Genomic DNA, 20,041 nt, shown 5'->3' with positions numbered 1-20,041 from the left:
GTTCCGTAGACTCTCTTAACTGACCGCTGATGGCTGACGGCTAATGGTTATTATAGTTGAATAATCTGACCATCATAAGCTAAATCAGCGTTATCAGGCAGTTCAATGTCTACCTCTTCACACTGCTCTTTGAAATAACGATGATCCAGTCGGTGCATAATGTGCGTGAAATAGGTTTCCCGCGTTTTCAGCGCATCGCTAATCTCTAACGCCTCACCAACCGAAAGGTGCGTTGGATGCCTCGGATTGAAACTCAGCGCGTCAATCACCAATACCTTTATCCCGTTTAACAAGTCCTGCGATTCCTTTGGAAGTCGCTTCACATCTGGCAGATACCCGAAATCATCAATCCGGTAGCCGTAAGTGGGAACATTTCCGTGTTCAACAGGAACCGGAATAATATCAAAACCGAGCAGCTCGAACCTTTGATCCCGTTCAACGACATTCGGGAGCAGATGACCAACACCACCACCTTGGAACGTCTCCTTTGTGAACATATAATCGAAGTTCCGTTGTAAGATACCAATCGTTTGCTCCGGACCGTAGATCGGCATATCCATCTGCTGTTTCCGGCACGGCATCACAATATCGTTTGTTCCACTGACGTGATCGGCGTGAGAATGTGTGAAGATAACAGCATCTATCCTGTCAATCCGATTTCGGACAATCTGATCCATGAAGTTGGGTCCGAGGTCGAATTGGAGATGTTTGCCATCTTTCTCAATATGGATTGATGAACGGGTCCGGTAGTTTTTCGAGTTAACATCCCGTGCATCTTCGCAGGTCTCGCACTCACATTTATACTCAGGAACGCCTGTTGAGGTGCCTGAACCCAAAATCGTAATCTTCATTTATTATCTCTCAATTTCTATAGTTTTCTATCTCGGAGACGTGGTTGTCGGTTTTCATGTAGAGACTTGTTTTCTTTCGGATAACCGACAACTGATAACTGACAACTATTAAATGACCAAACTTACACCCCAAGAATGTCTGGTTCTGGCTGATGTCCTCGGTGATACTCCGATGACAGTTATCTCCGCATCCCGTTTGAAACAGGGGATGTGCAATGCCTATGTCGCTGGCACGCTGCCGGATGTAACCGCTGCACTTGTTTTTGATGCTTACTGTCCAGATGAGCCGTGCGGTTTCGGCACCGATGCCGACGCATTGTGGCAGCTGTTAAAAGCAACCGACGGTTGGGGTTGTATCAACGTTGACACCCCATGCGCTGCATCGCTCGGTGCCCTTATTGAAGCAGACAGAGACACAACTATCCGCTATTATGGCGATGTCTGTCACGCGCTTTTAGAACCTGTCCACCGTCATTCAAACGAGGCAGTTCGCCTTCTAACCTTAGCGGATGTCGAACGTCTGACAAAAGCCCCTGCAGAAGTCCAAGGCAACGGTTACAAAACACACGAGGCAATGGTAACAGAGGGCATCACCGCTGGAGCCGTTGTGGACGGCGATATTGTTGCCATCGCGCATACTTATGCAGAAACCGACCTGCATGCCGACATCGGTGTCTCCACACTTGAACAGTGGCGCGAAAAAGGATTCGCTACCGCTGCGGCATCCCTTGTCGCCAAGGAGATTCAGGCGAGAGGTAAAATGCCAGCTTGGAGCTGCGGTGAAGACAATTTCGCCTCGCTCCGCGTCGCGCAAAAATTAGGTTTCACCGAAGTCGGTCGGCGTACTTATGTTATTCCCACTTCACCAGAATAGAATCTCTATTATCCGAGAGCATCGTCCACTTTATTAATCGCGGCAGCCATCAATCGCGCGTGCTCTTCTTGCATATTCACGTTGAACCCAAACCGTAGCGCACGCCCTAAGATAGATAATGTCTGTGGACACATATCCCGTGAATACTCAACATCCCCTTTATAGCGCGGATCCTTCCACGGATACCCCGACGCGTCGGGTGAATGCTTGAATAAGATGGAGTCCCAATAGGTATAGATGTGTCGATCAGGGAAACCCTCGTTGTAAGCGGTGCCAGCATTGAGCCCCTCAGACCTGAGCGCATCGGCGTACTTCTTCGCGAGTTCCACATCACGCACGATAATCGCCGCACTTATACCGCACTCACCGGTTGGATCATCTACATGTTGCCGGATATAACCCTTCGGATCGTCGGCAAGTTCTGCGGTGAACGCCTTTTTGAGGCGGCGTGTATGTCCCAAGATATCTTCTAACTTTGAGAGCTGCACACGTGCAATCGCCCCCAAAATTTCACTCGTCCGGTAGCACTGCCGCGAGAAGGGTTTGTTCTGCCATTCAGAATCGCTCATCCACATCGGCAGACCGGGTTCCGCCGCGAACGCTGCGCGCTCATAGACATCATAGTCGTCGGTAAAGACGAGTCCTCCTTCTCCACAAGAGATCACCTTGTAGTAATTGAGACTCCATGCCCCCGCATGCCCCCAAGTTCCAGCATATTTACCCTTATACTGCCCGCCGACACATTGACAGCAATCCTCAACAACTTGCAGATCGTGCTGCTGTGCAAGTTCGACAATCGCCTCGAGACGGCACGGCACGCCTTGCATGTGTACAGGTAAGATGGCTTTGGTATGCGGTGTAATTTTCCGTTTAACATCAGCGACATCTAAACCGAGTGAATCGTCAATTTCTGCGATGACCGGAATTGCCCCCACACCGACGATGGCCGCAGCAGTCGCAATGAAGGTGTAACCGGGTAAAATCACCTCATCACCCGGTCCGATACCGATACCGGTAAGCGCGCAGATGATCGCCGAGGTACCTGAGTTCACCATTAAAGCGTGTTTTGCCCCGAGGTATGCGGCTGCTTCGCTCTCAAAACTGGCTACATTTGAATCCTCAACGAATCGAAAGAGTTTACCACTGCGCAAGACCTCGGTTACAGCATCAATCTCACGCTGATCAATCACACTGGGTCCATGCATTCCGCCGGGTATAGATTCGGCGATAACGGGCGTTCCGCCATCTATTGCTAAACGTGCTGCCATCTTTCTCCTCCACAAATGTTAGGGTGTAGTTCAGAAGTCCGGATAAAAAAGGCACGAAATATGGTGACACTTTACCAGATGCATCCCTTTTTGTCAACCGAGTTTCTCTATTTTAGCCGTGACGTTTCAATGCCGCTACCTACGCCACCACGCTTTTTTGCCCTGATAGGAGGCGAGGAGTTTTGAAATCTCCTTCGCCTTTTTGTCCAAACGCAATACCGCCTCACACGCCTCAATCACTTTCTGTTTCGTCTCCTCGTCTTGTGTAGTTTGATAAACATAGTGATAACTCTGCGCCACAGCAGTATGGTATGCGATAGGGTCTACACCTTCTGGAACTTCAGCCGAAAGTTCCGCAATAATCCGGACAGCTACATCCCAAGCCTCTACCCCTGCATGACAGATAACGAGTTGGTAGCGCGGATACTGCTGTTCTGGATCCAGCCAACATGTCTGCTCATAACACATTACCGCTTCCGTCCAAGCGGCGTTGGCGATGTGCAGCTGCGCAAGTTCAACATAAAAGTTATATAACCCCTTTTCTGTGATTGTATAAAGCAATGCACCTGTATTCACGAGCCAATCCCTTTCTAATAGGAAATTGATCGCTGCGTTTCGCTCATCTTCCGTGATCTGGATATCGGTGAGGAGATGCTTCGCCATGGCGGCATTCGGGAAAATCTTGGTTCGACTTTTTAGCAACGGGTAGGCTTGTACGGGTTTCTCCATCGTCAGGAGTTTAATCCCGGTAGCAATACGGAAGAGGGACACAATCTGGTCGCTGTTTTTGCGGGACATCTCATCGGCAACCGCCTCCCGATTCTCTGAAAAATGCTGATTGAGTTCAGTGATCGCATCCCGGATGTTGGCATTACTTGGGTCAAGTTGATGTGCCTGTGCAAAAAACCGTTGTGCTGTGAAAAGTTCTCGCCATTCCTGATAGATAGTACCCAGTCGGAAATTAGCCAGCGCGAGGGTTGACGCGTCGTCCGTTGTATTGAGGATGTCGTCGTAGGCTTGGATGGCTTCAGCGAATTCGCCCTTTGTTTCTAACGCCTGTGCATCAGTAATTGGATTTGACATAACGGGTGTGCTTCCTTGATGCTTGTTTGAGTCTTATCTATGGAGAACCCTCTGAAACCCAATCTTTGGTCGCTGCCTCGAATTCCTGAGACAACTCCTCAGAAATCGTCTGCTCCAAGAGTTCAATCAGATCCGCGCGGAATTTAACCCAATCGTCCCCACGACGGGTAAATCGGTGTCTATCCCCAATTTCAACAAACATCGTATCGTTGGGTTCAGACATGGATTCAAAATAACGTCTCACATTCATAATTATTCTCCTTTTTCATATCCATTAGCAGTCGGTTTTCAGAGTAGTTTGTGGCAGAAAGCAGGACGCAACCGCTACACGCTGATAGCCGAGAGCCATTCAAAGCCATTCGTGCATCTCCCACCCAGATGCAGATGCTTTCTGGCGAAGTGATTTTGCTGGATTCACGACAACAGGATTTCCAACACATTCCAACATTGGGAGATCGGATTGACTATCGCCGTAAGCATAACTTTCCTCGAGTGAAATTTCGTGTTGATCGGCGTAGTTGCGCATCGCTTTCGCTTTTTCGTCACCGATGAGAGGTGCGGTTGTGAGTTCACCAGTAAACTGCCCGTCCTCTTCACGAAGTTGCGGTGCCAATACAGAATCAACACCAAGATAATCCGCGATGGGTTGGACGATAAAATCAAGCGATCCAGTTACGAGAACCACAGCTGCCCCCTGTTCTTTATGTTCTTGAATTTGAGATACCGCTTCCGAGAAAATTTTGGGACGAATGTAAGCCTCGAATATCTTTGTAGACAACGCTTTAATCTCGGCAGCATTTTTCCCACGATAGTTACGATAAAACACCTGATTGAAACGGATTCGACTTATACTGTCCAAAATCAGATAGTACACAATTTTGGGGAGAAACCCGATGAGCCACAAGTGTTTTAGAAAGAACGGAATCTGTAAAGATCGTATCCAGATGTAGCAATGCACAATTGTGGACTTCAATAAAGTGCCATCTACATCGAAAAATGCAGCTGTCTTTTTCGGGGCTGGAACCGACATGATAAACCTTTCTAAGCGTCTTTTTCCTGTCTTAGCATCGTTCCAAGTTCTGCAACTCGGTTTTGTGCCAAGTCCAAGAATTCTTGGTATCTGTCTGGGTCAATCGGTGTCCCATCTTGGCTGCTCCAACTCTCTCGTGGGAAGGTGAGCGGTTCGCCAAAAATAATACGCACTGGATGCCTCTTAGGCAAATTTTGCCCCTTCGGTAAGGCGTGGTAAGTGCCTTCAATATACGCCGGTATAATCGGAACATTGGGACCGTAAATAAGCAGACTCAGGACCCCCGGTTTAAAAGGTTGAAGGTTGCCATCAAGCGAACGTGTACCTTCAGGGAAAATAAGCAGACCGTTATTGAGTGCCATTACTTCGTTTGCGGCTCTTAAGTCCTGTAGGAACTCGGTGAAATTGCCTTCCCGCTCTATCGGGAGTGCGTTGAGACATGTCCGTGCGAACCATCCTTGAAGGCGAGTAGCAAACCAGTAATCCCGCGCGGCGAGTGTCCAGAGTCGGTATGCCTTGGTTCCGAGAGCCGTAATCACCGTCAACGTATCAAGATGGCTTGTGTGATTCGGCATGATAATGTACGGTCTCCCTCGCGGGATATGTTCAAGCCCTTGGCACTCCAGCGAGAAATAGTTTCTGTAGATACCGGTAATCACCGAACGAAAGGCACGCGCGTACCATCGTGGGACCTGTCTAAACTCTATTTTTTTTCTTTCGCGATATTCATCTCCTGCTCGCGCAGCGTCTGTATGGAATGTCTCGATTAACTCAACAACGTCACCCACCGTCTCCAAGTTAGCGAGCAGTGCATCCGGAATTGTCTCGCCAAGTCTGTTTTCAAGGACCAATAATAGATCCAGCCGCGTGAGGGAATCAAGCCCTAAATCGGTATCCAAACGGCTTTCTCGGCGAATCTGGTGTGTCGGCATACGTGCCAATCTCGCGAGCGTAGAGAGAATTTCTTCGGGTATATTCATTCTGGGTACGCCTACAGTCTCGCTTTCTGCTGCGGAATCTTCCTGTAGACGCTCCATCTCTTTAATATGCGCCTCTAAGCCGCACCTTAGATGTTCCCGATCTATACTACCGTTTGCAGTCTTCGGTAGCGCATCCTCCCAAAGATGGAATTTGTGAAATTGCTGATAACTCGGTAACGCCTTTGCACACGCTTGAAGGTGTTCATGAATCTCTGTTTTTGTCGTCTCGCCAGATGCCGTCGGCACAATTACAGCGTGAATAGCAGTATCCGATCCATCTTCGTATGGGATACCGACAACACATATTTCAGAGATAGCAGGACTCTCCCGATAGAGTACCTCCAATTCAACAGGATAGACATTCTTTCCAGAAGCTGGAACGATGATGTCTTTACAGTGACCTGTAAGATAGAGGTAGCCATCTTCGTCCATATAACCGAGATCACCCGTGTAGAGCCATCCATCGCGGATAGCCTTCTCTGTCGCATTAGGGTTCTGATAATACCCTTTCATTGTACTCGGTCCCTTAGCGATGATTTCCCCGATGCCGTTACTGTTTGGATTCTGAATTTGAAGTTCTACCCCCTCCACTGCCGGACCGACCGACCCGCGCTTGCTTTTTAGATAAGGATTAACACTGAGGACAGGGGCAGTCTCCGTCATGCCGTAGCCTTGATAAAGCGTCATACCGAACTTTTGAAATCCGTCATAGATGGCATCGGCGAGCGAAGCACCTCCGCTGACGAGCACGCGAATCTCACCACCCATAACAGCCTGCGCCTTTTCCGCCAACGTCTCACCGGGTGTATCTGCTCGCGCCGCCTGCCTTTCAATCGTGCTCTGGAGCATTTGAAATAGACGCGGAACACCGATAAAAGCCGTTGTCTTCGCCTCACGCATCGTCTTCAGGAGTGTTGTCGGACGGAGCGCATTGACATAGGTTGCCGTGGTCCCGCTGTAGAGTGCCATCAATAGACTGCACGAAAAACTCAAGGCGTGATACAGTGGAAGTGCCGACAGGATGCGTTCTGTGTCCGTTGGTGGGAGTGCTTTCGCAACCGCTTGCACGTTAGAGATAAAACCGCCGTGCGTAAGCATTGCTCCCTTTGCTTCCACAGTAGTCCCCATTGTGAAGATAATTGAGGCAACGGTATCTGGTGTGACTTCCACATCAGGGAAATCGGTTGGAATCTCAGCATCCGAAGTACTGCCCCCCACGATTTCACAGTTTTTATTGATGTTGTGTAGACCCCGTTCTGCCGCTGACAAGGCTTTACCAGACTGCCCTAACACACTTTCAGAGGCTAAAATTGATTTGGCATCGGTGAACTCGGCAATTGCTAAGATTTCGCGGGTAGGTGTTTGCGCGTCAAGTGGAACGACAGCAGTACCAATCTGGACAGCGGCAAGATAGGCGATACACCACTCAGGTTGATTTTCGGAGATGAGAACAACACGGTCACCTTTGCGCAAACCGCTTTGCCACAACTGCCACGCAACCCGGCGTGACAGCGCGTAGGTCTCCGCATAGGTATACTGTTCCCACTCACCCTCATTTGCCATTAGCAGTGCAACTTTATCAGGAATTCGCGATGCCTGTGTTTTAATCAGATCTACAATCGTTTTTGGGGCAATCCGTTCAGGTCGCATATCCTACTTACGCCTCCGAATCGTCCTCTGTGTCATCTTCAAGTTTCAATACATGCCGTTTGATACCGGGGATATGTATCTCTTGAAAATACCGTTTCCAATGGATTTGTGAGACATCAAAGTTAAACTGTTGCTGCTCCGCCGGAGAGAGTGCCTCGTAAAGTCCTTGCATTTTTTGCGTCTCAAATTCAAAACTCGTCCGCGTGTAGGGTGCGTAAATTCGAATATAATGCAGGAGTGCCTTAATACCGCTCTGCTTAAGCACAAGTTGGCGACGTTTCCGCTTCGCAGCACGCATCGGGAGCTTACCGAGCGTATAAACGGCAAGGTTCGCCAGACGCATACGGCTATCCAACTTCCGTTGAAATTCCTCTAAACTTGGGTATTCCCATATTGGCACCGCGATCGGTTTCCCATTTTCCAACATCGGATATTTGACGAAGTACTCGTAAGTCGCCTCAAAGATACCGCGAAAGTAAAGAGGATTCTGTGTTCCAGTTGCAATGTGATACACTTCAATACCACCGCGTTTCGCTATCGCTTCAGCGGCTGCCAACATAGCGTTCACAACAAAATCAACAGGAATAATATCAAGAATAATATTTGGATCTGCGGGGAAATCTGGAAGGCGACCCTTTCCAAATCCGACGATCAAGGGTTCGGACATCCGAAACTTTCCAAGCCAACCGGGTTCAGGTTCATCAAAGCTGCTTTCAATGATTGAGGGGCGCACGATAGCGGTAGGAAGTTCCTCGCGCAATTCCATAACCATCTGTTCAGCGAGGAATTTCATGTAGGTGTAGGTATCGTTCCAGCCGCGCGAGCGGGCGTGCTTCAGTCCCGCTTCAACCAAACGGTTCTCAAGCCACTCTGCCTTCAGTTCTTCAACTTGCACATCGACCGCCTTGCGGGTACCTTTTGTCTGCTGCTCTGCTTCTTGCTGGAAGCGTTGAAGATTCTCAGGTGAACCAACTTCGGCATGAATAGCAGTACTCAGAGATAACAATCCTTCAATTTCCTCAGAAAGCGTCTCTGGAATAGATGTTCCGGTCTTTTCACGGTGTGCGACCGCATATTGTTCATAGGGGGGTGGTAATTCTTCAGGTACGTGTCCGGGCTTGTCACCGCAAACATAAGCTGTTGAGACATGCAGGAACACTGTATCTTGGCATCCCTTCGCGAAGTTGACGACGTGTTTGGCAGCAAGCGCGTTGCCCCATAAAGAGTCATCAAAAGGTGGATCGAAATCCACGAGTCCTGCGACGTTAATAAAGACCTGTACTTCGTTCTGGAGCCTCTGGTAATCGGAATCGCTGAAGCCGAGGCGTTCGTCGGTGAGGTCGCCTTCAACAGCTGCGAGTTTCTGCAGTGCCCATGTATCAAAATTTTCACCATGCCGACGACGGAGGGAAGCAAAAACATCCGAGGTAAGAAGTTCATTTTCTAACCGTTCTTGGGCAGAAACGCGTTTCCCGGAAGTATCGGTGCGACTTCGGATGAGGAGGTAAATCTTTTCGACATCGGGAAGCGCGGTCAAAACCTTTGCTACCAACGGCTGCCCCAAAAATGCGGTCCCACCAGTGATGAGTAGAACTTTTCCTCGAAAAAAATCAGTTATTGACATAATTCTCTTTTCTATGGCATGATAGATACTTGATCATGTAGTACGAATTCTTGATGTTCCCGCATTGCTCTCAATTGATGTCCCTAAATTTCGCCTAACGTTTCGGCAAATCACTCAGGACGTAACTTCGAGCAAAATATGGTATTAAAAATAACACATTTCCCACAAAAAGTCAAAGGCTGAATCGATAATGCTGACAGAAGCAGATAAACTACAGTTTTTACAGAAGACAGAACTATTTTCGGAACTCCCGCAAACCGAGTTAAAATCAATCTGTCAGATTGCAAACGAAGTCGCTTACCCTGCCGATGCAACGCTATTTGAGGAAGGTGATGAAGGCGATTCGCTCTATCTGATGGTTGATGGTGAAGTCAGCATCATCAAGGCAGGAACTGAGGTCTTGTTCTTTAATGAAAAAGGCTACTGCCTCGGTGAAATCGCGCTCATTGACAACAAACCGCGGAGTGCTACCGTCAAAACGGTGAAATCCACACAGTTCTTACGAATCACGAGGCACGATTTTTACAACGCAATGGCGCGTGAGCCACGGATCGGCAGCGGTATGTTCCGCGTCTTAAATGACAAAATCCGGCGCGACCTTGAGATTCAGATGAGTGCCATCCGCAAGGAAGTCGCACAGGAAGAGTCAATGCGGCTCGCTGCCGAAGTTCAACAGTCTCTTCTCCCCGATCAAGAAATCTCGCATCCTTATGTCTCTTCTGCAGGGTATTGCCGACCGGCGAACAGTGTTGGTGGCGATTATTATGACTATTTGCGTCTCTCCGACAACAACATCGCCATTTTCCTCGGCGATGTGATGGGGCACGGCTATCATTCAGCGATGGTAGCTGCAATGACAAAAAGTTGTTTGCAAACACAAATCCGCTTTGACGCTTCCGTGCCTGAAGTCATGAAAGCCATTACCCGAGTCATAGAAGATTCGCAAACCTTCATCTACATGACCTGCTGTTATCTTATTATTCATCCAGACAACCGGTTCGAGTTTGCCAACGCCGGTCACCCGCAGATGCTCCTCTATCGTGGAGACAATGGCGACCCACTTGAGTTAGAATCCTCGTTTATGCCGGTCGGTTTCTCAAGATTCAGTGAAAGTGAATCAGAACAATATTACAGCACCGAAGTGGGGTGGCACTCTGGTGATCTGCTCGTGCTCTACTCAGATGGCATCACCGAGGCATTCAATCCAGATGCCGAAATGTATGGATTGGAGCGTCTCAAAGCACTCATCTCAGAAAAACGTCATCTCTCTCCGCTGGAGATTAAGGCAGAGATTCTGTCCGACCTCCAAGCATATCAACAAGACGAAAGTGTCAATGATGATATTACCTTAGTTGTGGCGAAGTTTCTTTAAGGGTTGTCGGTTATCAGTACGCTTTTTTTCTGCGAAAAAAACTTTCAGTTTTCAGTTAAGAGGATTCTGGTGGCATGAACAGCAAAAGTGAATACCACAACATAACTCCTTAACTGGCAACCAATAACTGACAACCGATAACTGATAACTACTTCAGTTGATTGACAGCATAATACATGATATTTTCCATGAATGCTTTGTTCACTGAAGTCGTATATTGACCGTCGTTGCGAAGGCTCGTGATAATGTATAAACCCTTACCGGAGCGTCTTACACCTATAACCAGTTCTTTGTTGTCCTTAGTGGTCGCAAAAACCTCATCTTGCCGACCCCAATTAACCCAAGCATCATCAACAAAGATTTTACCTGACATGATAGCGTTAGGGGTCGAGAAAAAGGAACTCCCTTTCTGGGTAACAACGAAATCTTGGGTTGGTGGACTTTCAACACCCTTCAACTTGCCGCCTTGTAGCCACCCGATACCACACGGCTTTTCGGCACTACTGTCCTGCCCGGCAACGACAACGATACCGCCGTTTTTTACGAACGTTTTAATCTTTTTCTCGGCTTCAGTGGAAAGGAGGTAGCGTCCATAACTCGAAATTTCTTCATATCCGATCCACAAAATATCGGCTTTCTCTAATTGCGGCAGGGTCCGTTCTTTGGTGAGTTCATAACCAACAGCACGTTTGCCACTCTCTTTAATCGACCGCAATGTCTGATATTCATACGTTGCAACGTTAGCACTCACAGGTGTTTGACTCCATGTCGGATACGTACTATTCCCTGTCAGGACTAAAACTTTTATGGCATCTTTCGGCGCAGCAACCCACATTTTACCTGCTAACATGTCGCGAACAATTTTTTGAAATGCCTTCGTCTTGCCATCAAATGTCCGAGACATCATTGGGTCAATGTGTGTGAATGACCACCATGAACCGCCACCATATCTGCCGCGATACGCACGCATCTGAAACCATGTGTCATCAACAAAGCACATGCTATCAATACCGTAATGATCACGATAAAAAACGATGATAGGCATTCCCGGTTTGAGCAATTTCACCAACTTTTGTGGCGAAGTGCCGCGTTTGTAATGCCCGGTGGCGAAATTCATTTTGATTTCTTTAAGATCACTTTTACCTTTGACATCTTCTTCGACAGTGACAACACCCCGCAACCGGTTCCGATCCACACTTTTTACTTTGCCGAAGACAACGTTCGTGCAAGCATTGAGGACTTCACGAATCGTATATTCTCGCTCAATAAATGCGGACGCGGGTGGCGCGAATAGTAAACCGATAAGACAAAACACTAAGAGTGAAGCAACGAGACTGTATGTAAAGCGCATGGTGAAATCCTTTTTATACATGAGGGATTGTCTAAGTTAACGGATATTGTATAACATCCTCCTTATATTTTTCAAGCACTATTTATTTTTCACACTTATGTCAAAATTGAAACTTTCGTTCCCTTTATCCTTCACATCTGAAACAGTCTTTGATATCACCATCTATATTGGATTCCTAATCTTTGTGCTTGCATTGCCTTTCGGCTATTCAACAGTGTTTCTCAACATCGGACTCTCACTCGTGCTCATCGGGTGGGTCGGACGCATGGTTTCAGAACGGAAACTCGGTTGGCAACGCACACCGCTTGACATCCCCATCGCACTATTTTTAGGATTGGCTTTCATAGCCTGTTTCTTGGCTCCACACCCTGCCACGAGTAGCCTCGGTTATTTCTGGAAACTGCTCCGTGCGATTCTGCTCTTTTACGCCGTCATTCATAGCCGCTTGGGCTCCCGTTGGAAACATGTCGTCATTGCCTTTATCGCAGCAGCAGGTATATCTTCTGTACTCGGACTCTGGTACTACGCAAACGACACACGTTTAGCGATTGACTTTATGGGACGGGTCGGGTTACAATTTAAGGAAGAACTCGACGGAGCAAACAATCCAGATTTACAAATATCGGAAGACTTTCGCGCCGAATTACGGGCATGCAACGTACCGCTCTCTGAAAATGTCTCAATTTCACCTTCAAATCGGCTTCCCAATGAATGGCGGATTAACGATCCTGCGCGGCAGAGACGGTATATGATTCGTCCGAACGAAACGCATCTGATGGTCTACATGATCGAACAACGGCTCACCGGGACCTTTAAGATGCCAAACGACCTCGGGGTGTACCTCGCGCTCAGCCTCCCATTCGTGATGGGCTACTTTGTGGTAAGTTGGCGAAGAGACCCAAAACAGAAGTATCGGATATGGAGAATCTTGGGACTTGGTGCTGTTGTAATCGTGATGAGTGCTAACCTCGTGCTGACCCTTACACGTGCCGCTTGGGTAAGCACTATTATCGCCACAGCCTTCCTCGGTGTCTACTTCATTGTGATAGCATTGCGGAAACTTGACGCCGAGTATGGATTATGGAAACGTATACTGTTGGGGTCCACTATAATCCTCGTACTCCTGAGTCTATCGTTATTTCTCGTGCCGCAACATATTAAGGCACGTTTCCAAACGATGATTGAGCATCCTGTTGGATTCATGGGTGAACGTCCGCAGTGGTGGCAAACCTCGCTGGAACTCATTCGGAAATACCCATTCACCGGCATCGGGTTAGGTAGATTTCGCTATGAATACCAAAATAGTGGACCGCCTGAACAATATAACGTCCCCTATCACGCGCATAATATCTATCTGCACATCGCTGTTGAGCACGGCATTCCATCGCTTTTGCTGTTTATGTGGATAATGGTGATTATCTATCAGCAGGTTTTCGCTGGTCGGCAGGCGAATGATTTCTGGGGCAGCGGCACTTTCATCGGGGCGAGTGGATTTCTAATCTCTGCACTTGTTTATGGACTCGCAGACAACATTCTACACCAACGCACAGTGTTGCTTTTCTATTTTATTATCGGCATAATATTTTACACAAACCTACTTAAGGACAAAAAACATGAAAAAAAAACCGAAACCGGTTGATATATCTTCTGTAACAACCTACCCGCTACAGGATCGTATCAACAAAGTCTCTGTTCACGATTTCGCGACACTCCCAGAATCAAAGATAGACCTGTCTCCCTTTTTAGCAAGTCTACCGAAGATTCTCAAAGCACCAGACTTTCTATCACTCATTGATGACATCGTTGCTGCATATCAAAACAAAAAACCGGTCATCGTGATGATGGGGGGACATGTCATCAAGTGCGGGTTAAGCCCCCTCTTAATTGAATTAGTAAAGCAAGGTGTGATTACTGGATTCGCTTTCAACGGTGCAAGTAGCATCCACGACTTCGAGATTGCCCTCATCGGTGAGACCTCCGAAGATGTTTCTGCCTATCTCCAGACAGGTAAGTTCGGAATGTGGGAAGAGACTGGACAGTTGATGAACAGCGCAATTCAGCACGCTGCAGATACAGGCATCGGAATGGGTGAAGCGTTGGGAAAGCAACTGATTGAAATGGACGCGCCCTACAACACATATAGTCTCCTTGCTGCTGGCATCCAATACGATGTCCCAATCACCGTGCATGTCGCCATCGGTACGGATATCATCCATCAACATCCGAGTGCGAACGGTGCTGCTATCGGTGCGGCAAGCTTCACCGACTTCCAGTTGTTGACAACTTTAGTGACAGATTTGGAAGGTGGTGGCGTTGTATTGAATTTGGGTTCGGCTGTGATTCTACCGGAGGTTTTCCTGAAGGCGTTAACCATCGCACGGAACTTGGGGCATACCGTATCCCACTTCACCGCTGCCAATTTCGACATGAACCAGCAATACCGCCCTGTAGAAAACGTCGTCAAACGCCCGACAGAGATGGGGGGTAAAGGGTACACATTCACGGGACATCATGAGCTGATGATCCCACTTCTGGTACAGGCGATTCAGTCACGCCGGTAAATAATTCTATAGTTCACACTTGTAGCATAGGCTGTCAGCCTGTGCCATCGGAACACACAAATTCACAGTCCCTCATTCACCCTATTCTTCTTCCCTTTTTCGCAATAACAAAGGAGACGTAAGGTCCCATAGACGGACTGTACCATCCATACTGCCGCTTGCAAGCGTTACACCCGGACTGAACGCAACACTCTTGACAGGTGCTGTGTGCCCCGTGAGGGTTGCGATGTGCGCACCGGTAGCAACATTCCAGAGTCGGATGGTCTTGTCATGACTCCCACTCGCGAGGGTTAATCCATCCGGACTGAACGCGACACTCCACACAGTCAGCGTATGTCCAGTAAGCACTTTCAGTTGCTGCCCTGTAGTTGTATCCCAGAGTCGAATGGTCTTGTCCCAACTTCCGCTTGCAAGCGTCTGACCATCTGGACTGAAAGCAACGCTGAAGACCCAATTCGTATGCCCAACGAGTGTTTTCAATAGCGCACCGGTAGCAATATCCCACAAACGGATCGTGTTCCCCGCATCGCCACTCGCTAACGTTTTGCCGTCCCTACTGAAGGCGACACTAAAGATATTCTTCGCATCTTCGGTAAGAGCTTTCAGCCTTCTACCTGTCTCCACATCCCACAGATAGAGATTGCCATCCTCACTGCCACTTGCGAGTATCTTGCTATCGACACTGAATGCCACCGTATTGACCCAATGCAAAGCATTCGGCGCATTTTCCTTCATGAATCTGAGGTTCTCACCCGTGGCAGCGTCCCAAATACAAATAACTTCACTTTCGTTGATCCCACCTGCGATCATCCGTCCATCGGGACTGAACGCGACGCTGTTGATATCCGCAGTGAAGTTTCCCTGAAAAGCCACCCAGAAATTTTGCTCCATCTCTATTTCCTGTCCTGTGACAGCATCCCAGAGCTTGACGGTGTTATCTTTGTCACTTGCGACTATTGAACCGTCCGGACTGAACGCGACACTGTGAACACCTCTCCTTGTGGCTAAGTCAATGATGATGTGAGACAAATCTTGGGCAGAAGTTGTTTGCATCGTGGATTCCTCTTTTTGAGTCGCATTTTCAGATTTCACTGATACCATCTCAGCACCGCCTAACATCAAAAGTGCTACCGTCACCAGCGTTCTCATAAGTTACCTCCAACTCCCCATAGTGTCGCTACTTGTGCAAAAACAGTGGCGTAATTCTGCCTGTCTTTCGATGTATCAGTCGTTTAGATTTTACTATAAAACTCAAACTGTGTCACTTTTTTTATCATTAGTCTGTCCAGTTTAAAATTGGCAGTAACCCGTTTGTAGTAGGGCAATTCTGCGGTGTACTCGCCTGCCCCCCTGATAAGGGGGGATAAAGGGGGGTTGCGAAGTGCATTATTGCCCGTTCTGATCGACAGACGTGCGATAAATCGCACTACTACGAACCAATCTATCTACATTTTAAAGATGGATGGAACATTATGCACGATTTCCACCGAAAAATGAGGTTTTTAAAGGAAATAGGACGATAATAGACATTATAACGATTAGAACTTACGCATTTTCTCTTAAAGTCCCCCTGATAAGGGGGATTTAGGGGGTTAAATATACCAAAATATCGCGCTGCATACTAAATTTGCGTAAGTCCTGAACGATTTAAGAACATATTGTGCAAATTAACTCTTAGGATATATTTCACGTTGTTTTGTTGTCTTTTAGCGGGATCATTTGCGAGTTGTTCTCATTTTGCCATTTTAAGCAAAATGTGTTTGTCGAATGACCAAAAATAGGTGAATAAGGGCACACAATTTACCCACTACTATGTCTAAGGTCTATTTTATGCAACCTTTCGTCCTAACATACGCGTTACAGTAATATGAAGCCTCTATTTTTGTTTCTGGAGGCATTACATGAAAGTCAGTTTAATGTAACCTTTTTGCTCAATTTTGTCACTAAACACTAACGTACTGTTAACGTACTGTTCTTGCTGTTCTTGTAGACGGAATTTTGGTTAGGAGTTGATGAAGGCTTGAGCGATGGAGAACTCGTAGAGGATTATCTAAAAGGGGGCAGAAAGTCGTGGGATAGCCTCTGCGAGCGATATATAGGTGAACTTTTCGGGTTTTTCGTGAATAGGACCGGAAACTGTGAAGATGCAAGAGACCTCGCTCAGGAAACGCTCATTGAGGCGATGGTTAACCTCTCCGAACTTCAGAATCCTGAAAGTTTTCGGGGGTGGCTCTATAAGATCGCACATGGAATCTTGGCAAAATTTTTCAGAGATAACGCCAGCCGCGGGATACATACGCCGCTTGACGAGGCTCCCGCCGCTACCATCATAGCGGAGCCGAGATCTACCTATGCCATACCGGCATATCAGCAACCCGAGCATCTCGTTGCTGCGCAAGAACATTTGGACATTGTCCGCAGTATGGTGGATCGGCTGCCGAAATCGGAACGTGAAGTGTTCCTATTGAAATTTGCGGATCCTGACACGCCGCAAAAAGAGATCGCCAAAACATTGGGGATCTCCGTGAATGCTGTGAAAACTCGATGGCGGCGAGGCAAGCAAAACCTCCGAAAGCAGCTGGAGGCGAAATACCCGGGTGAATTTACGTATCTATTTGAGTGAGGTAGAGGTGCGAACCTGTTTTGAATTGTTAGGGGTTGGCAACCTTTGCCCGAAATAGCAACGGAGACTTCTATCAGCGGTTGCTATTATCTTCTAACCCGTTTTCTTGATAGGTTCAGCACCCCCTGAATAGGTCTTGAAAACAATCTTCCTTTTGGGTTTTAATAGGTTATGGTATTGATCTTCTCTGTATGGAAACGACTGAAGCGTTGGTTGCCGGTTGCACTGCTGATAGGTGCGGGTATAATCGTCTGTTTGTTTACACGCACCCAAGAATGCCCCGAGGCACCCCGCGATCAAGTTTGCCCGTATCCGGCTCCTACTTGTCCATACAGAGCAGATAACACACCAAAGCCTTAATCCCAACATCTGATTGGTGATGTCCTAACCGAAAGGAGAATAAGAAATGTTGAAAAACCTGTTATCCAACCGCATTTTTATAGGTATTTTGGTTCTTATCATCTGTGGTGTCGTGAGCGTTTACTTCCTACGCACAGACCTCCCCGAAGAACCGATCAAGATTTATACGCCTGTCGAACCCATGCCGAAACCGAAAGCAGAAATTCCTATTGGAGAAACGGAACGGGGTGGACACGTCCACGAGGATGGCACTTGGCACGAGGGGACTCACGAGGCACACGCGCCGCCCACTGCGCCAAACATGACACCCCCTGGTGCGGCGACAACCCCTGATTTCCCGTCTGTCGATCCCAACGAGGATCCCGTTGAAGCGGCGTATAAACGGCTGGAGTATATCAAAAACAATCCGTATGCGTGGGGCGGTGTTCACTCCGAACGCGCCACTGAACTCATCGCGCAGTTAATGCCACCACCGATTTTGATGGACGAAGATCACGGTGAGGTTGTCATCGAACAGATTTTAGAACTCATCGCGCAGAACGACCCACGCGCTGCGGAGGTCTTAATCACGCACATGTGTGAAGGGCACACTGTTGGTGAACCGATGTTCGAGGGCTTGGATACTATCGGGCCGCCAGCCTTGCCTTACATTCTGCCGTATCTTGAAAAAGGCGTGACAGAGGGAGGAGATATTCGGTTGGCAGTTTTTGAGAGTTTAGGTCGTCTTGGTGCGCGGTATCGCGGTGATCTCGGCGGTATTGTTGACCACATCATCATCCCGAAGTTAGAGGTGATCGCTGCAGATGAAGATAACGAGTTTTATAGGTATGCGGATGTAAAGCGTGCCAGTGAAGCACTTTCCGTGTTGAGGTAATAGGAGGTTATTTGTATGTTGAAACGGTTTTTGTTTTTTTTCTATTTGTTTTCAGTTGTGTTCCCAATCTTTTCAGCGACCCAGAGGCAATCGGATTCCGGATCAAGTCTGTTGGGTAAGCCGTCGGTGAAGTTCAAGTCGTGGCAGATTGGTCGGAGTGATAAAAGTACGGACAGCAGTAACGATAATCCGACCTCGTTTATCACGAGTACACAGGATAAATGCCATTTTACAGCGTCTGTGGGTTATGACGGCAATCAAGGGGATAGTGTCTCACCGATTGATCCATCTACGGTTTCATGGACTGTTCCTAATGCCGACCCATCGAGTATGAAACTTGTTACCTCGCAGAAAAACTGGTCGGGTACGAAGCATCCGTCGAAGTTGGACCCAGGCACCTCATTTAATGTTGTCGGTACGATCAGCGTTCCTGCGTATACTCCGACGGCGAAGCCAGATATATGTAAAGACGAGAACAACCATAGACGGCACGAGCGGACCCCACTGCATCGTGGTAACAAGAAGTTAGGGTTCACGCTTAAGTTCACTGCGGATACCGAAGACGGTCAAGAAGTGGAAACGGAGTTGGTGTTGAAGGCAGACGACATAGACCAAGTGCGTCAGGAGTATGTTGATCTGAACAGACCGATCCCTAAGCGCAGCGAATTTAAAAGTGAAGACACCTACGACTTCGGACACTACGAGAAAATGCTCAACGAGGGGCTATCAGGTTGGTATCAAAAGTGGATTAATCAGATGAATACAGATTATCGCGGGAATAAAGCTGCTTTGACGAAGAGTAACTTCACATTGAACAGCGGTTATCGTAATCCGCATCACAACCACCACCATGCAGGTTCAAGCGGTTTGAGTCCACACATGTATGGGTATGCGTTGGATGTAGCAGGCAAAGACCTTGATGGCAACGGCACATTAGACAGGCAAGATATGGTGGATGCTGCCTATGCGATCCCCCAACCGAATCGAGCACGTTGGTCTCAACTGTATTCCGGTACGACGCATGTTCATGCCGACTGGGCACCGAATTCGCCTGTTAGATGGGCGGCACGCAAGAAAACTGCCAAAGATGCGCGGACGTTTTCGTTGCCGCCGCAAGGCACGGATAGTGCTCTCCAGAGTAGTAACAACAATAATAACAACCCAAACAACGGCAATGCGGGGAACCCTGGTAGTAGCGAGACAACACCACAGACACGCCCGTGTGGTCACAGTCTCACAGCGTCCGGCGATCATTCCCTCCAAGCGAGTTGTTCGACGGACTCCAGTTGTATCGCAACCAACTTCTATCTGTGTTCACATACGCACACATACCCGCAAGTCACGGGAGCCTGTGGGCATACCTATCCATCAAACGAATCGTTTTCGCATCGTGAGGTGGCATTTCCATGTCGGAGCCATCTGTATTATGTCTGTTCTGAGCCATCCACTTCCGAGACACGCCGACATCATCGAAAGATGTTGCCGTGTGGTGAGCATCTCGGGCGTTTGTGTGCTGCTTCGTCGTATCATACACAAAGCG

The 20,041-nt window shown here is 48.0% G+C and carries 16 protein-coding genes; 7 read left to right on the top strand and 9 right to left on the bottom strand.

Going from position 1 to position 20,041, the window contains the following annotated elements; translation table 11 throughout:
• Positions 1-50: 50 nt before the first annotated feature.
• Positions 51-851, bottom strand: coding sequence for an MBL fold metallo-hydrolase (locus tag OXH00_25785; protein ID MCY3744441.1), 801 nt, complete (start codon positions 849-851; stop codon positions 51-53).
• Between the two features lie 112 nt (positions 852-963).
• Between OXH00_25785 and OXH00_25780 the strand changes: the two genes are divergently transcribed.
• The gene (locus tag OXH00_25780) at positions 964-1,725 is read left to right on the top strand and encodes a GNAT family N-acetyltransferase (GenBank protein ID MCY3744440.1); all 762 of its coding nucleotides are present in this window, start codon (positions 964-966) and stop codon (positions 1,723-1,725) included.
• An 8-nt stretch (positions 1,726-1,733) separates the two neighbouring features.
• Here OXH00_25780 and OXH00_25775 read toward each other — a convergent pair whose 3' ends face one another.
• The 6 genes from OXH00_25775 to OXH00_25750 all read right to left on the bottom strand — a co-directional run bounded on the left by OXH00_25775 (position 1,734) and on the right by OXH00_25750 (position 9,360).
• Entirely contained in the window at positions 1,734-2,993 is a 1,260-nt protein-coding gene (locus tag OXH00_25775) for a DegT/DnrJ/EryC1/StrS family aminotransferase (GenBank protein MCY3744439.1), read from the bottom strand.
• 135 nt (positions 2,994-3,128) lie between these two features.
• Positions 3,129-4,076, bottom strand: a complete 948-nt coding sequence (locus OXH00_25770) for a hypothetical protein (protein ID MCY3744438.1) — start codon at positions 4,074-4,076, stop codon at positions 3,129-3,131.
• Positions 4,077-4,113: 37 nt separating this feature from the next.
• Positions 4,114-4,326: a hypothetical protein gene (locus tag OXH00_25765; protein MCY3744437.1), complete on the bottom strand. Its 213-nt coding sequence runs from the start codon at positions 4,324-4,326 to the stop codon at positions 4,114-4,116.
• Between the two features lie 99 nt (positions 4,327-4,425).
• Complete coding sequence (locus tag OXH00_25760) at positions 4,426-5,106, bottom strand: HAD-IB family hydrolase (protein MCY3744436.1); 681 nt, start codon at positions 5,104-5,106, stop codon at positions 4,426-4,428.
• A gap of 11 nt (positions 5,107-5,117) precedes the next feature.
• A complete protein-coding gene (locus OXH00_25755) occupies positions 5,118-7,736 on the bottom strand; it encodes an AMP-binding protein (protein ID MCY3744435.1) in 2,619 nt (872 codons plus the stop codon).
• 7 nt (positions 7,737-7,743) lie between these two features.
• Complete coding sequence (locus OXH00_25750; GenBank protein MCY3744434.1) at positions 7,744-9,360, bottom strand: SDR family oxidoreductase; 1,617 nt, start codon at positions 9,358-9,360, stop codon at positions 7,744-7,746.
• Positions 9,361-9,550: 190 nt separating this feature from the next.
• Between OXH00_25750 and OXH00_25745 the strand changes: the two genes are divergently transcribed.
• Positions 9,551-10,732: a SpoIIE family protein phosphatase gene (locus OXH00_25745; protein ID MCY3744433.1), complete on the top strand. Its 1,182-nt coding sequence runs from the start codon at positions 9,551-9,553 to the stop codon at positions 10,730-10,732.
• A gap of 148 nt (positions 10,733-10,880) precedes the next feature.
• Here the strand turns inward: OXH00_25745 and OXH00_25740 are convergent, their stop codons facing one another.
• A complete protein-coding gene (locus tag OXH00_25740; GenBank protein MCY3744432.1) occupies positions 10,881-12,083 on the bottom strand; it encodes a hypothetical protein in 1,203 nt (400 codons plus the stop codon).
• 97 nt (positions 12,084-12,180) lie between these two features.
• Here OXH00_25740 and OXH00_25735 point away from each other — a divergent pair, with 97 nt between their 5' ends.
• Positions 12,181-13,722: an O-antigen ligase family protein gene (locus OXH00_25735; GenBank protein ID MCY3744431.1), complete on the top strand. Its 1,542-nt coding sequence runs from the start codon at positions 12,181-12,183 to the stop codon at positions 13,720-13,722.
• On the top strand, positions 13,697-14,644 hold the full coding sequence (locus tag OXH00_25730; GenBank protein MCY3744430.1) for a hypothetical protein: 948 nt from the start codon (positions 13,697-13,699) through the stop codon (positions 14,642-14,644). Before OXH00_25735 ends, OXH00_25730 begins: the two co-directional genes overlap by 26 nt.
• Before the next feature lie 81 nt (positions 14,645-14,725).
• Here the strand turns inward: OXH00_25730 and OXH00_25725 are convergent, their stop codons facing one another.
• Positions 14,726-15,793, bottom strand: a complete 1,068-nt coding sequence (locus OXH00_25725; GenBank protein ID MCY3744429.1) for a WD40 repeat domain-containing protein — start codon at positions 15,791-15,793, stop codon at positions 14,726-14,728.
• Between the two features lie 871 nt (positions 15,794-16,664).
• On the opposite strand from OXH00_25725, the gene OXH00_25720 reads away from it, so the two are divergent.
• The 3 genes from OXH00_25720 to OXH00_25710 all read left to right on the top strand — a co-directional run.
• The gene (locus OXH00_25720; GenBank protein ID MCY3744428.1) at positions 16,665-17,267 is read left to right on the top strand and encodes an RNA polymerase sigma factor; all 603 of its coding nucleotides are present in this window, start codon (positions 16,665-16,667) and stop codon (positions 17,265-17,267) included.
• A gap of 406 nt (positions 17,268-17,673) precedes the next feature.
• On the top strand, positions 17,674-18,501 hold the full coding sequence (locus OXH00_25715; protein ID MCY3744427.1) for a hypothetical protein: 828 nt from the start codon (positions 17,674-17,676) through the stop codon (positions 18,499-18,501).
• Between the two features lie 126 nt (positions 18,502-18,627).
• Positions 18,628-20,041, top strand: a 1,414-nt coding sequence (locus OXH00_25710) for a hypothetical protein (protein ID MCY3744426.1), incomplete at its 3' end; no start/stop codon positions are given.

Source organism: Candidatus Poribacteria bacterium (assembly GCA_026706025.1).
Classification (GTDB): domain Bacteria; phylum Poribacteria; class WGA-4E; order WGA-4E; family WGA-3G; genus WGA-3G.
Note: the sequence above shows the minus strand (reverse complement) of the source record. Positions and strands in the feature narration are given on the sequence as shown.